At 55.2% G+C, this 14,726-nt stretch carries 13 protein-coding genes; 4 read left to right on the forward strand and 9 right to left on the reverse strand.

What is annotated here, in order from left to right:
* Positions 1-37: 37 nt before the first annotated feature.
* Positions 38-3,934 (reverse strand): ATP-dependent RNA helicase HrpA, encoded by a 3,897-nt coding sequence (hrpA, locus tag AC3RPL_RS09060; protein WP_490739738.1) that lies wholly within the window; start codon positions 3,932-3,934, stop codon positions 38-40.
* A gap of 266 nt (positions 3,935-4,200) precedes the next feature.
* Here hrpA and AC3RPL_RS09065 point away from each other — a divergent pair, with 266 nt between their 5' ends.
* A complete protein-coding gene (locus tag AC3RPL_RS09065; RefSeq protein WP_490739739.1) occupies positions 4,201-4,806 on the forward strand; it encodes an FMN-dependent NADH-azoreductase in 606 nt (201 codons plus the stop codon).
* 191 nt (positions 4,807-4,997) lie between these two features.
* Positions 4,998-5,705, forward strand: coding sequence for a murein tripeptide amidase MpaA (mpaA, locus tag AC3RPL_RS09070; protein WP_490739740.1), 708 nt, complete (start codon positions 4,998-5,000; stop codon positions 5,703-5,705).
* Here mpaA and ycjG read toward each other — a convergent pair.
* Positions 5,685-6,668: an L-Ala-D/L-Glu epimerase gene (ycjG, locus tag AC3RPL_RS09075; RefSeq protein WP_490739741.1), complete on the reverse strand. Its 984-nt coding sequence runs from the start codon at positions 6,666-6,668 to the stop codon at positions 5,685-5,687. The two genes, mpaA and ycjG, sit on opposite strands and share 21 nt — an antisense overlap.
* 156 nt (positions 6,669-6,824) lie before the next feature.
* Between ycjG and tpx the strand changes: the two genes are divergently transcribed.
* Complete coding sequence (tpx, locus tag AC3RPL_RS09080) at positions 6,825-7,328, forward strand: thiol peroxidase (protein ID WP_490739742.1); 504 nt, start codon at positions 6,825-6,827, stop codon at positions 7,326-7,328.
* 362 nt (positions 7,329-7,690) lie between these two features.
* Here tpx and tyrR read toward each other — a convergent pair whose 3' ends face one another.
* From tyrR to pspA, 7 genes are all read right to left on the reverse strand, one after another.
* Positions 7,691-9,265 carry a transcriptional regulator TyrR gene (gene tyrR / locus AC3RPL_RS09085; RefSeq protein WP_490739743.1) on the reverse strand — a complete coding sequence of 525 codons (1,575 nt, stop codon included), beginning with the start codon at positions 9,263-9,265 and terminating at the stop codon, positions 7,691-7,693.
* Between the two features lie 92 nt (positions 9,266-9,357).
* Positions 9,358-10,395 carry a TIGR01620 family protein gene (locus AC3RPL_RS09090; RefSeq protein WP_490739744.1) on the reverse strand — a complete coding sequence of 346 codons (1,038 nt, stop codon included), beginning with the start codon at positions 10,393-10,395 and terminating at the stop codon, positions 9,358-9,360.
* Positions 10,392-11,789, reverse strand: coding sequence for a YcjX family GTP-binding protein (locus tag AC3RPL_RS09095; protein WP_490739745.1), 1,398 nt, complete (start codon positions 11,787-11,789; stop codon positions 10,392-10,394). Before AC3RPL_RS09095 ends, AC3RPL_RS09090 begins: the two co-directional genes overlap by 4 nt.
* Before the next feature lie 60 nt (positions 11,790-11,849).
* The gene (gene pspD / locus AC3RPL_RS09100) at positions 11,850-12,107 is read right to left on the reverse strand and encodes a phage shock protein PspD (protein ID WP_071994966.1); all 258 of its coding nucleotides are present in this window, start codon (positions 12,105-12,107) and stop codon (positions 11,850-11,852) included.
* Positions 12,108-12,119: 12 nt separating this feature from the next.
* Positions 12,120-12,485, reverse strand: coding sequence for an envelope stress response membrane protein PspC (pspC, locus tag AC3RPL_RS09105; protein WP_490739746.1), 366 nt, complete (start codon positions 12,483-12,485; stop codon positions 12,120-12,122).
* On the reverse strand, positions 12,482-12,712 hold the full coding sequence (gene pspB, locus AC3RPL_RS09110; RefSeq protein ID WP_034934161.1) for an envelope stress response membrane protein PspB: 231 nt from the start codon (positions 12,710-12,712) through the stop codon (positions 12,482-12,484). Before pspB ends, pspC begins: the two co-directional genes overlap by 4 nt.
* 56 nt (positions 12,713-12,768) lie before the next feature.
* The gene (gene pspA / locus AC3RPL_RS09115; protein WP_490739747.1) at positions 12,769-13,434 is read right to left on the reverse strand and encodes a phage shock protein PspA; all 666 of its coding nucleotides are present in this window, start codon (positions 13,432-13,434) and stop codon (positions 12,769-12,771) included.
* A 163-nt stretch (positions 13,435-13,597) separates the two neighbouring features.
* Here pspA and pspF point away from each other — a divergent pair, with 163 nt between their 5' ends.
* On the forward strand, positions 13,598-14,599 hold the full coding sequence (gene pspF / locus AC3RPL_RS09120; RefSeq protein ID WP_490739748.1) for a phage shock protein operon transcriptional activator: 1,002 nt from the start codon (positions 13,598-13,600) through the stop codon (positions 14,597-14,599).
* Positions 14,600-14,726: the final 127 nt, after the last annotated feature.

The following is a 14,726-nucleotide window of genomic DNA, read 5'->3' on the forward strand; positions in this document are numbered from 1 at the left end:
CGACTGGGTACGGATTAAGCGGTTTCCCGGCACAAGGCTAAGGGACGATCTCATCCATGGCCTGCTGGATGCGCTTTTCCGATACCGGGTACGGCGTGCCCAGCTGTTGCGCAAAATAGCTGACCCGCAGTTCCTCAATCATCCAGCGGACGTCCTGTACGTCTGCATCATTCCTGCGCGTCTCCGGCAGTTTATTAAACCAGCTGTGCCAGTCCTGTTGCAGTTTTTCAACCTTCAGCATTCTGGCGCGATCGCTGTGTGGATCGACCGGAAGCTTCTCCAGCCTGCGCTCGATAGCCTGCAAATAGCGTAAAGTATCGGGCAGGCGTTTCCAGCCGTTGCCGGTGACAAATCCGCGGTACACCAGCCCACCGAGCTGTTCTTTAATGTCGGACAACGCCAGCGCCATACTCATATCCACACGGCCCTTCAGGCGCTTATTAATGTTGAACACGGTAGTGAGGATCTGCTCAACCTTCTTCGCAATATCCACCACGGTGTCATTCAGTTCTGCGCGCACCTTGTCATGCAGTTTGTTGAAACCCTGTTCCTGCCAGCTCGGACCACCATACTCAGCCATCAGCTTGTCAATACCACAGGCGATGCAGTCGTCAATCAGCTCCATGACTTTGCCATAAGGGTTGAAATAGAGGCCCAGTTTGGCCTTGTTGGGTAGCTTTTCATGCAGATATTTAACCGGAGAAGGGATATTCAGCAGCAGCAGTCTGCGCTGGCCCTGCCACATCGCTTTTTGTTGCTCATGCTGAGAATCAAACAGGCAGATTGCCACACTGTCTTTTTCATCAACCAGCGCAGGCCAGGCTTTAACCCGATAATTGCCACGTTTTTGCTCGTAATGATCGGGCAGATCGCCAAAGCTCCAGATATGCAGACCGTTCTGCTCAAGGCCATCATCAGCCACCTGCGACAGCGTTTGCTGGACCTTATCCTTCAGCTGCGACCTGAGCGCTGTCAGGTCGCGCCCCTCATTCAGCTTACGATTGTGTTCATCGACCACGCGGAAAGTCATTTTCAGATGATCGGGCACCTGATCCCACTGCCAGCTTTCACGCTCAATGGTCACGCCGCTCATACGGCGGAATTCACGCTCCAGTGACTCCAGCAGGGGCAACTCAAAAGGAGTGGCCCGGCCAAGAAACGCTTCTGCGTAATTGGGCGCGGGAACAAAATTACGTCGCACTGGTTTGGGTAACGATTTGATCAATGCAATAACCAGCTCACGTCTGAGTCCCGGGATCTGCCATTCAAAACCGTTTTCCTCAACCTGATTCAGAAGCGGCAACGGAATGTGAACGGTCACGCCATCGGCATCGGCCCCTGGCTCGAACTGATAGGTCAGCGGCAGTTTCAGATTTCCCTGTTGCCAGACGTTTGGATAATCGAGTTTGCTGACGCTGTCCGCACCGTCTTTAATCAGCATCTCTTTGGCAAAGTTCAGACGTTCCGGCTGTTCGCGACTGGCGTTCTTCCACCAGCTGTCGAAATGTCGCGCCGATATCACCTCATGTGGGATCCGCTGGTCGTAAAAACTGAACAGCGTTTCATCATCGACCATGATGTCGCGACGGCGGGATTTGTGCTCCAGCTCTTCCACCTCTTCGCGCAGTTTCAGATTGGCGCGGAAGAAAGCGTGTCGGGTCTGCCAGTCGCCCTCGACCAGCGCATGGCGAATAAACAGCTCACGGCAAAGTAGAGGATCAATCTGACTGTAATTGACCCTGCGCGCCGGGACGATCGGCAGCCCGTATAAGGTTACCTTTTCGCTGGCCATCACCGCGCCCTGCGCTTTTTCCCAGTGCGGTTCGCTGTAACTGCGCTTGATCAGATGCTGTGCCACCGGTTCGATCCACTCCGGATCGATGCGCGCGGCAATCCGCCCCCACAAACGGCTGGTTTCCACCAGTTCAGCCACCATGGTCCACTTCGGCGGTTTCTTAAACAGCGCCGAGCCGGGGAAAATGGCAAATCTTGCGTTGCGCGCTCCGGTAAACTCCTGCTTTTCCGCATCTTTCTGGCCAATATGCGACAGCAGTCCGGTCAGCAGCGCGGTGTGCAGACCGCGAAAGTCAGCCGGTTCGCTGTTTAGCGGCATTCCCTGCTCGCGTACCACCTGACGAAGTTGGGTGTAGATGTACTGCCATTCGCGCACGCGCAGGTAGTTGAGGTAATCCGTTTTACACAAAAGACGAAACTGACCGGATGAGAGTGCCTGTTGCTGTTCCTGAAGATAATCCCACAGTTTTACAAACGACAGGAAATCAGACTCTTTATCAGCAAAGCGCCGGTGCTTCTCATCCGATGCCTGCTGTCTGTCTGCCGGACGTTCACGCGGGTCCTGAATGGAAAGCGCCGCGGCAATGATCATCACCTCGCGGGTGCAGGCATAGTGCTGTGCGGCCAGCACCATCTTCGCCAGGCGGGGATCGACCGGCAGTTGTGCCAGCGTCCGTCCGGAAGGCGTCAGCCGGTATTGCTCATCGCGGTAAGTTATCGCGCCAAGTTCTTCCAGCAGACGAACCCCATCCTGGATATTGCGTTTATCCGGCGCTTCCACAAAGGGAAAAGCACTGATATCGCCCAACCCCAGCGCGGTCATTTGCAGAATGACCGAAGCAAGGTTGGTACGCAAAATCTCCGGATCGGTAAAGGCCGGACGGCTGAGAAAATCCTCTTCTGAATAGAGGCGGATGCAAATCCCTTCTGAGACACGACCGCAACGTCCCTTACGTTGATTCGCCGACGCCTGGGAGATGGCCTCAATCGGCAGCCGCTGTACTTTAGTACGGAAACTGTAGCGGCTGATACGCGCCGTTCCCGGATCGATAACATATTTAATGCCTGGCACGGTCAGCGAGGTTTCCGCCACGTTGGTTGCCAGCACAATACGACGTCCGGCATGGGCCTGAAATACCCTGTTCTGCTCGGCGTTTGACAGCCTGGCATAAAGCGGCAGAATCTCCGTATGGGGGAGTTCGCGGCGGTTCAGAGCATCAGCGGTGTCACGAATTTCACGCTCACCACTCATAAAGATCAGGATATCCCCCCGACTTTCCCTGCCCAGTTCATCAACGGCATCAAAAACAGCCTGAAGCTGATCGCGATCGCTGTCATCGGCCTCTTCAACTACCGGACGATATCGCACTTCAACCGGAAAGGTCCTGCCCGACACCTCAATTACTGGGGCATTGTGGAAATGGCGGGAAAAACGCTGTGGATCGATGGTGGCGGAGGTAATGATGACTTTCAAATCGCGACGTCGTGGCAGCAGTTCACGCAGATACCCCAGCAGGAAATCGATATTCAGACTGCGCTCATGCGCTTCATCGATGATGATGGTGTCGTACTGCATCAGCAGGCGATCCTGCTGAATTTCGGCCAGCAGAATGCCATCGGTCATCAGTTTGACCTGGGTGGTGTCACTGACCCGATCGTTAAAGCGCACCTTGTAACCAATGCAGCCGCCGGGCGTGGTTTCCAGCTCGTCAGCAATCCGGTCGGCAACGGTTCTGGCAGCCAGCCGCCGTGGCTGGGTATGGCCAATCAGTCCGCTGACGCCCCTGCCCAGCTCCATACAGATTTTCGGTAACTGGGTGGTCTTTCCGGAGCCGGTTTCCCCCGCCACAATCACCACCTGATGCTGACGGATGGCATCTGCTATCTCCTGTTTCTTCTGGCTGACCGGCAGATTTTCAGGGTAACGAATCACCGGTGTGGCAGCCCGGCGTTGTTGGATGCGCAGCTCCGCCGCATCAATCTCAAGGCTCAGCTCAGCGACAATCGTCTGCTGTGCCTGCGGGTTTTTCACTTTTTTCGCACCATGCAGACGTTTCAGCAGACGCTGGCGGTCGCGCAGCATCAGCACATCAAGACGCTTAAACAGCGCCGCCAAAGGCAAATGGGGTGTTTCAGACATATAAAGAAAACTCGCTAATCGCAGGCTCACTGGCCAGTTCAACAGGGAACAGCTGGAAAAAATTTCACGCAGTGTAGCACAGACAAACACTTAGCCTGGAGCGCTGCCTTGTAGGATTGTTCAGTAAATTTGAATGCTGGCTTCAGAATATTGCACTATCACTGTTACTCAATACCCAGGAATATTGCACTACCACTAACAGTGTATTTCTCCTGGAGTGTAAAACATTGGGCCAGAAGACCTCCGCTAACTAACAGGAATTTATTATGAGCAAAGTATTAGTCCTGAAATCCAGTATTCTTGCCGGTTATTCTCAGTCAGGCCAGCTGGCCGATCATTTTATTACCGAGTGGAAAGCCACCCACCCTGACGATGAAATCACCGTGCGTGACCTGGCGGCCGATCCGCTGCCCGTTCTGGATGGCGAACTGGTGGGAGCGTTACGCCCTTCCGATGCAACACTGACACCGCGCCAGCAGGAAGCTCTGGATCTGTCCAACACCCTGATTGCCGAACTGAAAGCGCATGACACCATTGTTTTTGCCGCGCCGATGTACAACTTCAATATCCCGACCCAGTTGAAAAACTACTTCGACCTGGTCGCCCGCGCTGGCGTGACTTTCCGTTACAGTGAGAATGGCCCTGAAGGTCTGGTCACCGGGAAAAAAGTCGTGGTTATCTCCAGCCGTGGCGGCATCCATAAAGATACGCCGAGCGATCTGCTGACCCCATACCTGAAGCTGTTCCTCGGCTTCCTCGGTATGTCAGATATCAAATTCGTTTTTGCTGAAGGCATCGCTTACGGGCCGGAAGTGGCAACTAAAGCGACCGACGCGGCAAAAGATGAGCTGAAGCAAATCATCAGCGCCTGAGCTTCCTTTCAACAGTCTGAGTCACCGATTAACTGATGACGATCTCCACCCTGCCAGTGATTTGCTGGCAGGGTGTGCAGCCCACCGGCTGACCACGCTGAAGCCATTCACACAATCTGTCGATTCCGAAACGCTTTTCTTCGCTGCGGTTTCAGGTTAGCCTGGACAAAATTGTTGCGGAGCCTGAATCCATGTCCCTGATAAATCCCCGCCCACAGCGCGGCAAACTGACCGCATCAGGCCAGATCTATGGCCGGAGTGTAATGGGAGCCCCTTTGCTCTGGTTTCCCGCGCCGCTGGCAGATAAAGAGAGCGGGCTGATCCTCGCCGGTACACACGGTGATGAAACCGCCTCGGTGATTGCCCTTTCCTGTGCCATGCGCACCTTGCAGGAGACGCAGCGCCGCCATCATGTGGTGCTGGCTGTCAACCCTGATGGCTGTCAGCTGGGACTGCGCGCCAACTCTCGTGGCGTGGATTTGAACCGTAATTTTTCTACGGTCGACTGGCAGCCTGACCAGACGGTATACCGCTGGAACAGCATGGCCGACCAGCGGGATGTGCTCCTGTCAACCGGGGAACGGGCTGGATCCGAACCCGAAACCCAGGCATTGTGCGATTTAATTCAACGTCTGCGCCCGGCGTGGGTGGTGACATTTCATGAACCACTGGCCTGTATTGAAGATCCTCAGAGCAGTAAGTTGGGGAACTGGCTGGCAAACAGCATGGATTTGCCACTGGTTACAACGGTAGGTTACGCCACACCCGGCTCGTTCGGCAGTTGGTGTGCAGAGCAGCAACTGCCGGTTATTACCGCCGAACTGCCGGCCGTCTCTGCCGATCTTGCCAGTGAGAAGTATCTGTACTCCCTGGTGGAATTACTCCGCTGGCCGGGCTGAAAGACGCAGTCTGCCGCAGCTGAAAGCCAGCGCCGGTTCCACGTCCACTGCCAGCCAGGTGGGACCGTCAAGATCGCTGTAGCGCGCCACATTTACCAGTGGCAACGCTGCGCCAATCGCTCTTGAGGTGCACAGCATACAGCCCAGCATCACCACCAACCCCCTGGCTTTAGCCGCCGCAGTCAGGGCCAGCGCTTCGGTCAGGCCACCGGTTTTATCCAGTTTGATATTGATCATTTCATAGCGCCCCTGCAAACCCGGCAGACTTTCCCGCGTGTGGCAACTCTCATCGGCGCAGATCGGCAGCGGGTGAATAAAATTTTCCAGTGCGGCATCAGCCGATGCGGGCAGTGGCTGCTCAAGCATGGCGATCCCCAGATCCGCCAGCAACTGGCAACGCGCTGCCAGCCCTTCACTGTGCCAGGACTCATTAGCATCCACAATCAGGGTTGCTTCGGGAACGGCCGCGCGGATGGCGACCAGCCGCTCGGTAATCAGCGTATTATCCAGCTTAATTTTCAGCAGTCGCGCACCGTTCTGCCAGAGCGCCAGTGCGGTCACCGCCATACTTTCCGGCGTATCAATGCTGATGGTCTGCACCATTTTAATCACTGCCGGTTGCACCGTTCCGGTGAGCTGCCAGAGATCGCTACACTGCCTGCGCGCCTCAAGATCCCACAGGGCAGAATCGATAGCATTGCGTGCCGCCCCGGCGGGCAGCGCATTTTGTAACTGCTCTCGCGTCATTCCCTGTTCGAGTGCGTCAATCAGCGTGGCAATTTGTGCCAGTACCGACGCCTCCGTTTCACCATAACGTACATAGGGCGTGCATTCGCCCACCCCTCTGACGCCATTTTCCTCCAGCTCCACCACCACAACTGCGGCTTCATTGCGACTGCCCCTGGCAATCACAAAAGGTTTTTGCAATGGCCAGGTTTCCGGGTATGCCTTCACTGCTCTCATTGATTTGTCCTTCCGGCAAAAAAAGCCCATCCAAAACAATAGTCATGATGGCAGATATTTTACAGGCTGAGGCATAAAGCGAGGTTTTACTGTCTCAGTCACGCCGCATGGCATACACTCAAAGCTACGTCTGTCATCTTTCAATAAGGAAAAGTTATGTCACAGAAAGTTCATTTTCAGGGCAACCCGGTTGCCGTTGCAGGGCTGTTTCCGGGTGTGGGCGAGCTTGCCAAACCCTTTACCCTAGTAGCCAAAGACCTTTCGGATGTTTCCCTTTCCGGTTACGCGGGCAAACGTAAAATACTGAACATTTTTCCAAGTATTGATACGCGCGTTTGCGCCGCTTCTGTGCGTAAATTTAATCAGCTTGCCAGCGAACTGAACAATACCGTGGTGCTCTGTATTTCCTCTGATTTGCCTTTCGCGCAGTCGCGGTTTTGCGGCTTGGACGGCCTGAGCAGCGTAATCACCCTCTCCACGCTACGCGGCGACGATTTTAAGCAGGACTACGGCGTGGCAATTGATGATGGCCCGCTGAAAGGACTGACGGCGCGTGCCGTTGTGGTTCTGGATGAACATGACAACGTGCTGCACAGCCAGCTGGTAAAAGAGATCACCACCGAACCAGACTATGACGCTGCTCTGGCAGCGCTGAAATAGTCGCGACACCGTCCGGTAATACTTCCACCCTGCAAGCCACAGACTTGCAGGGTGGCTGAAGTCCGGTTAATTAAAAGCTTATTTAATTAACCTTCTGATATACCGAAATACCATGTCAATGGTAAACACCCTGGGCTTATATCATACAGTGGGATTTTTGATGAGAGACACTTATTGTCTCAATGGTAAAAGAACCCTGACGCGCCGTTCAACAGAGGCCCGTCCGGGTCGGGCCTGTTCACTTCCCCCTGCTAACCGCCTGCCTGTCAACGTTTTCCGTTCCGACTGAACCTGGCGCTGCACCGCGCAGGAATCACGCCGTTGTGCCAGAAGCGCACGCGCGCTCCAGCGAGGCGGGTTAGTCAGGGATTTTCCCCGGCATCGGTTTTCTTCTGGCTCAGACCATATTCCCGCAGCTTATTGGCGATGGCCGTATGCGAGACGCCCAGACGCTTCGCCAGTTTGCGGGTACTGGGATAGGAGAGATAAAGACGTGTAAGAATGGAGCGTTCAAAACGGCTGGTAATGTCATCCAGCGAGCCTTCCAGCACTTCTTCGTCGAGCGGCAGGGCAGCGGCCAGCTCCGGCAGCGCAATATCCTGTGGCCGTAGTTCATTGCCTTCCAGCTGAGTCAGTGCGCGGTAAAGCACATTCTTTAACTGACGCACGTTGCCGGGCCAGCTGTAGCGGCTGAGAAACGCATTGAGTTGGGGTGACAATCGGGGGCGGACCAGCCCCTGCTCATCAGCAAAACGGGCAACGAACAGTGAAGTCAGGGGCAGAATGTCCTGCGGCCTGTCGCGTAATGGCGGCAGATTGAGCGTTAACACGTTGAGTCGGTAAAACAGATCTTCCCGAAACTCGCCGCGTTGTACCAGTTCGGTCAGGTTTTTCTGCGTCGCACAGATAACCCTGACATCGACATAAACTTCATGTTCTTCCCCTACCCGCCGGAAGGTGCCGTCGTTGAGAAAACGCAACAGCTTGGTCTGCATACGTGGCGACATTTCACCAATTTCATCCAACAGCACCGACCCACCGCTGGCCTGCTCAAAAAAGCCTTTTTTGCCTTCCAGGGCATTAGGATAGGCACCGGCAGCATGACCGTACAGCTCACTCTCCGCCACGTCATCGGGCAGAGAAGCGCAGTTCAGCGCCAGGAATGGCTTTTTACCGCGCGCGCTGCGCAGATGGCAGGCCCGTGCCAGCATGTCTTTACCGGTTCCCGTATCCCCCACGATCAGCAGCGGCGCATCCAGCATCGCCAGTTTACGCGCCTGTTCGATTACCTGCCGCATTCTCGGCGTCACCGCCACGATATGCTGAAATTCACTGTCATCGTTTACCGCCAGGTTTTGCAACTGCTGCCCCATTCTGACCGTGGATTTCAGCATCACCACCGCGCCAGCCGGGTTGCCCGCAGGCTGATCGCTGCCTGAATCAAAAACAGGGGTGATTTCCATCAGGAAATCGCGGCCCTGAATCACCACATGATGCGTCTGCGCGTTGAGATGATCGCTCTCCACCCAGCGCTGGAAATCAAAACCGGCGATCAGCGTTCCGGCGCTGCAACTGCGTATTTTTTCTTCATTGAGTGAAAACAGCGTCTGGGCTGCCGGATTAGCCAGCTCGATCCTGCTTTTCAGATCAATGGAGAATACCGGTTCCGGTAACGCCACCAGTAACGCGCTCAGCGCCCGGTGCTCCCGTTCTGATGGCAAAAATGACACCGTACGAACATCTGTCACGCTGGGTATACGCCGGATCTCCGCCATTAACCGGCTCAACAGTTCAAAATCAACGGAGGAAAAATTGAGGTAAATGCGACCAATGGAGGCTATTTCGATACCACGCAAATCAATGCGTCGTTCAACCAATAAATCAAGCAGTTCGCGGGTCAGACCCAGTCGATCCTGGCAATAAACTTCCAGACGCATATGTTGTAACCTTCATCATGGCGGGCGAAGGATAATCATACTCTATTGGCGCAGGCGTCAGAAGTCATGTGGAAGGAAATCTTGACAGCCGGTTATTTATGGCGCGTTTCTTTCAACCGGGCAACCAGATCGCGGCGGAAATCCGCCAGACGGGGCTTATCCTCTTCCAGCCAGGGGAGTGGGCGACAGAGTTCCATGGTCTTAATTCCGAGCCTGGCGGTGAGTAATCCGGCACCAATTCCCTGTGCCGCCCGCGCCGAAAAACGTGCGGCCAGATCCTGTGACATCCAGTCCATACCGACTTCCCTTACCAGCTCCGAGGCACCGGCAAAGGCGATATTCAGCAGCACCAGACGAAACAGTCGCAAACGACTGAAATAACCCAGTTCAATACCATAGAGCGCCGCAATCCGGTTGATCAGCCGCAAATTGCGCCAGGCGATAAACGCCATATCCACCAGCGCCAGCGGACTGACCGCAATCATCAGGGTGGATTCTGCCGCGCTGCGCCCGATTTCGTAACGAGCCTGCCTGTCCAGCACCGGCTGAACCAGCTGGGCATAAAGCGTGACTATTTCGCGGTCATTGTGGGTTTCATGCAGCGAGGCGTGCCAGCGTTGCAACGCCGGATGGCTTTGATCGATGCCCGCCTGCCGGGCCAGTTTCTCGCAAAATTCTCGCCCTTTCCCGGATGCGTGGCTGGTAAGCAGTTCACGCGCCCTGTCCCGTTCCTGCGCCCGCTCGCGCAGACGCCACAGGCGTCGCCATTCAGCAACCAGCGAACCGGCGGCGGCACAGACAATCAGCCCCCCGGCCACGCAGCCTCCCAGCGCAATCCAGTCCTGCTGGATCCATGCATTGTGTGCCCATTGCACCCCCTGTGCCACCACGCTTGCGCCGGAGATCAGCAGCCCGACTTTGATCATTCTGCGCCACAGCGTGCGTTTTAGCCGTAGTGCGGCCTCAACCACTTTTTCATCTTCTCCCTCTTCTGCCAGCTCCTGCTCCGCCTCGACAGCCACAAACTGACTTTCTTCACCATCAAACAGCTGTGCAGCTTTAAGGGATGGCGTTTTGTCGGCCTCCAGCGGCCGGGAAAAATCAACTCTTGGTTTTAGCGGTGTGGTCATCGCAGTTTATCTCCCAGTAAAAACTCCAGCGCTGCATCCAGCCGGATATGCGGTAGTGGACGGTCAGTCTCCGGTTGCTGTGGCCGGAACTGCTCAAAATGGAATCCCTGCTGCTGCCAGAATGCACTGCCGGGAAGGCGCGGCGGGACCTCTCCGGGATAAAAGGTCAGTGGTTGATGATCCTTCAGACGATGGCCGTGTAGCGCAGGCAATTTTTCACCCTGATGATCAACCAGTCCACTTTGCGTTGCCTGCACCGAAGCCAGCCCGATACACTCGATGTTGATGCCTTCGAATGCCGCGTTTTGCCACGCATCCTGCACCAGCTGTTGCAGCAGTGAAACCAGATTAGCGTGCTGATCGTGGGTAACATGGTCGGACTTGGTGGCCGCAAACAGTAACTTATCGATCACCGGCGAAAAGAGCCGACGAAACAGCGTCCGCTGACCGTAAGAGAAGCTCTGCATCAGTTGCGTCAGCGCCAGTCGCATATCATTGAAGGCCTGCGGTCCACTGTTAAGTGGTTGCAGACAGTCAACCAGCACGATCTGCCGGTCGAAGCGCAGAAAATAATCCCTGTAAAAATCGCTCACCACATGCTGACAGTAATAGTTATAACGGGCGCGCAGCATGCCGTAACAGCTGTTGGCAGCCGCCTGAGCCAGTTTAGTCTTACCATATTCATCCAGCTGCGGCCAGGGAAAAAATTGTAACGCTGGCGCACCTGCCATATCTCCGGGCAGTACAAAACGGCCAGGCTGAATAAAATGCAGTCCTTCCTGCTTACATTTCAACAGATAGTCTGTCCAGGCGGCGGCAATGTCAGCCAGACGGTTTTCATCGGCCTGAGCAAAAGGATCAAGGCCCTGACAGCGCTGCCGCCAGTCAGCAGACCACGCTGCCCGGTCACCCTGTAACAATCCCGTCATCTGACGTGACCAACTGAAATAGTCCTGGGCCAGCATCGGCAGATCCAGCAACCATTCTCCGGGGTAATCAACAATTTCCAGATTCAACGTGGCGGTGTCGGTAAAATGGCGCAGCAGCGACTCGCGGGAGCGATAGCGCAGCGCCAGTGAGATTTCACTGACGCCCCGTGTCGGCGTTGGCCAGGCGGGAGGCGTACCGTAGAGCTGGGCCAGGCCCTGATCGTAAGTAAAACGCGGGATTCCCATATCGCGCTGCGGCACGCGTCTGACGCCAAGCAGACGTTCTTCGCGCAGCACGGAAAACAGGGGCAGACGCGCCCCCGTATTCACATTCAGCAGTTGATTAACCAGTGAGGTAATAAAAGCCGTTTTGCCACTGCGGCTGAGCCCGGTGACGGCCAACCGAAGATGGCGATCCACCCCCCGGCTGACCAGTGACCGTAATTCATTCTGAAGTCGTTTCATCTACGCATCGACACCTTGTCTTTTCTTTATGACGTTCGGTTCTGGCTATATTAACCTGCTTCAGGGTTTATGCCATCGCGAGGTCGCCCGCAGCATAGCGCGACGAATCAATGGCTCCATCGCCCACGCCAGTGCGATTTTTAGCGGCCTGCGCGCCACGGATTTAACCAGCATACCGGTCAGGCCCGCCGGACCATAGGCCAGCGCGCCAAGCAGAACAAATTTTCCGGCTTTTTTCAGCGCCGGTGTGGCATGCCGTTGTACCGCTGACTGCCAGTTACGCATTACCGTTCTCCTCCACAGGATGGTGGCCCGCATGCGGGCCGGGGGTCATAGCTGACGAAAGCGACTGCGCACGTTAAAGGTTTCCGAGGTGACATAACGCTCCATTTCGCGCAGGCTGCGTTCTCCGCTCTGTAAATCTGTCTCCAGCTGCTCCAGCATCTGATGTGTATCGGGTGCGCTGTCATGCTGTCGGGCGAATTCATCCGGTTGTTCATCCAGCACAAACGCCAGCACGCCATAGGCGATAAGCGTGAACATAAACAGGCCAAAAAACAGTGACAACACCACAATCACCCGAACCAGCCTGACAGGGATATCGAGGTAGTCTGCAATGCCCGCGCAGACGCCTTTCAGTTTGCCCTGCGCCGGAATACGGTACAGTTTTTTGCCTTTAAAACTCACGCCTTTCATTGCTGCCTCCAGTCCGGATGTTCCGCATCAAGGATCTCCTCCAGCGCCTGGATCCGTTGCCGCATCCTGCCTGCATCCGCCGTCAGTTGTTGTAAACGTTGTCGTTCACTGGTTGATAAATCATCACTTCCCCCGTTCTGACGGTTGCTGTAATGCAGCCATAACCAGACGGGTGCCACAAACAGCACAAATATGGTCAGGGGAATGGCCAGAAATAATGCGCTCATTGACTCTCCTTGAAATCAGCATTGATGAAGGCATCTGCCGGATGCCTGAAGTTGCATTACTCGCTGCGGTTGATTCTGGCTTTCAATGCTGCCAGCTGTTCACCGATTTCATCATCGGCCTGCAATTCAGCAAACTGCTGATCCAGCGTTTTCTGTTTACCAAAACGCTGGCTTTCTGCTTCCGCTTCCATATGGTCAATGCGGCGTTCAAAGGATTCAAACCGGGCCATCGCCTGATCAATTTTTCCGCTGTCCAGCTGACGCCGTATATCACGAGAGGAGGAAGCCACCTGATGGCGAAGCGTCAGCGCCTGCTGCCGCGCACGGGTTTCGCTGAGCTTTTTCTCCAGCTCGACAATTTCGCCTTTCATTCGGCTCAGCGTCTCTTCCACCTGCTCCACTTCAGCCGTCAGCGAGGTGGTCAGTTCGGTCAGTTTCTGTTTTTCAATCAGCGCGGCACGGGCCAGATCGTCTTTATCCCGACGCAGTGCCAGCTCGGCTTTCTCCTGCCATTCCGCCTGCTGAGTTTCCGCCTGGCTGATGCGACGCAACAGCTGTTTTTTTTCAGCCAGCGCACGCGCTGAAGTGGAGCGAACTTCAACCAGCGTGTCTTCCATTTCCTGAATCATCAGGCGAACCAGTTTTTGCGGGTCTTCGGCCTTTTCCAGCAGCGAGTTGATATTGGCGTTCACAATGTCGGCAAAACGAGAAAAAATACCCATAATCACAATCCTCTTTAGTCTGTTCTGATTGCGCGATGCGCTGACGGGATATATTCAAATAGTGTGCCAGTTTTTATCTTACTGATTTTACTTATTTATCCGGCTTTACATCGCCAGCGCGTCTGGTTAATGTGGTCTGAATAACTAACTTATGGTGAATTTCATGAGTGAATTTAATGACAGCCTGCTGGGTGAGTCGAATAACTTTCTGGAAGTACTGGAACAGGTTTCCCGCGTGGCGCTGCTGAATAAACCCGTGCTGGTGATCGGCGAACGAGGCACCGGCAAAGAGCTGATTGCCAGCCGTCTGCACTACCTCTCGGCGCGCTGGCAGGGGCCGTTTATTTCCCTTAACTGCGCCGCGTTAAACGAGAGCCTGCTCGATTCGGAACTGTTCGGTCACGAAGCCGGGGCTTTTACCGGCGCACAAAAACGCCACCTGGGCCGCTTTGAACGCGCCGATGGCGGCACGCTGTTCCTTGATGAACTGGCGACGGCGCCGATGTTGGTACAGGAAAAACTGCTGCGGGTGATTGAGTATGGTCAGCTGGAGCGCGTCGGCGGTAGTCAGCCGTTACAGGTCAGCGTCAGGCTGGTCTGCGCAACCAACGATGATCTGCCTCTGCTGGCGCGTCAGGGGAAATTCCGCGCTGACCTGCTCGACAGACTGGCCTTTGACGTGGTGCAGCTGCCTCCCCTGCGTGAGCGGCGCAGTGATATCCTGCTGCTGGCAGAACACTTTGCGATTCAGATGTGTCGTGAGCTGGGTTTACCGCTGTTCCCCGGTTTTTCACGCACGGCACGCGAAGTGCTGTTTGACTACAGCTGGCCCGGCAACGTGCGTGAGTTGAAAAACGTGGTGGAGCGGTCGGTTTATCGCCATAACGCGACGGATCAGGCACTGGATAACATCATCATCAACCCGTTTCTGCGTCCTCAACCCGCGACTGAAAGTGATACCCCGGGAGAATCGCACGGGCAACCCACTCTGCCCGTTGATTTGCGCCTCTGGCAGAATCAGCAGGAGAAAGCATTGCTGCAACAAAGTCTGCACCAGTCACGCTTTAATCAACGTCGTGCCGCCGAACTGCTGGGCCTGACTTACCATCAACTGCGCGCAATGATGAAAAAACACGAGATTGACGTTAAAAGCAGCCCGCAGTAATTCTGCCTGCTGAGGCTGTCAATCTGCACACGCTGGTCCGATTAAAAATCGCCGCTGTCAGGCAAAAAAAAGCCCGCGCAAGGCGGGCTGAAAAATACTGGAAGCAATGTGAGCAATGTCGTGCTCT

The sequence above is a fragment of the Erwinia papayae genome (genome assembly GCF_058241465.1).

Bases quoted from the DNA above. Each gene is read 5' to 3' on its own strand.
- ycjG (WP_490739741.1), bottom strand. From the start codon at position 6,668: ATGAGAGCAGTGAAGGCATACCCGGAAACCTGGCCATTGCAAAAACCT.
- pspD (WP_071994966.1), bottom strand. From the start codon at position 12,107: ATGCGGGCCACCATCCTGTGGAGGAGAACGGTAATGCGTAACTGGCAG.
- AC3RPL_RS09090 (WP_490739744.1), bottom strand. From the start codon at position 10,395: ATGACCACACCGCTAAAACCAAGAGTTGATTTTTCCCGGCCGCTGGAG.
- pspB (WP_034934161.1), bottom strand. From the start codon at position 12,712: ATGAGCGCATTATTTCTGGCCATTCCCCTGACCATATTTGTGCTGTTT.
- tpx (WP_490739742.1), top strand. From the start codon at position 6,825: ATGTCACAGAAAGTTCATTTTCAGGGCAACCCGGTTGCCGTTGCAGGG.
- pspF (WP_490739748.1), top strand. From the start codon at position 13,598: ATGAGTGAATTTAATGACAGCCTGCTGGGTGAGTCGAATAACTTTCTG.
- tyrR (WP_490739743.1), bottom strand. From the start codon at position 9,265: ATGCGTCTGGAAGTTTATTGCCAGGATCGACTGGGTCTGACCCGCGAA.
- AC3RPL_RS09095 (WP_490739745.1), bottom strand. From the start codon at position 11,789: ATGAAACGACTTCAGAATGAATTACGGTCACTGGTCAGCCGGGGGGTG.
- pspA (WP_490739747.1), bottom strand. From the start codon at position 13,434: ATGGGTATTTTTTCTCGTTTTGCCGACATTGTGAACGCCAATATCAAC.
- mpaA (WP_490739740.1), top strand. From the start codon at position 4,998: ATGTCCCTGATAAATCCCCGCCCACAGCGCGGCAAACTGACCGCATCA.
- AC3RPL_RS09065 (WP_490739739.1), top strand. From the start codon at position 4,201: ATGAGCAAAGTATTAGTCCTGAAATCCAGTATTCTTGCCGGTTATTCT.
- hrpA (WP_490739738.1), bottom strand. From the start codon at position 3,934: ATGTCTGAAACACCCCATTTGCCTTTGGCGGCGCTGTTTAAGCGTCTT.
- pspC (WP_490739746.1), bottom strand. From the start codon at position 12,485: ATGAAAGGCGTGAGTTTTAAAGGCAAAAAACTGTACCGTATTCCGGCG.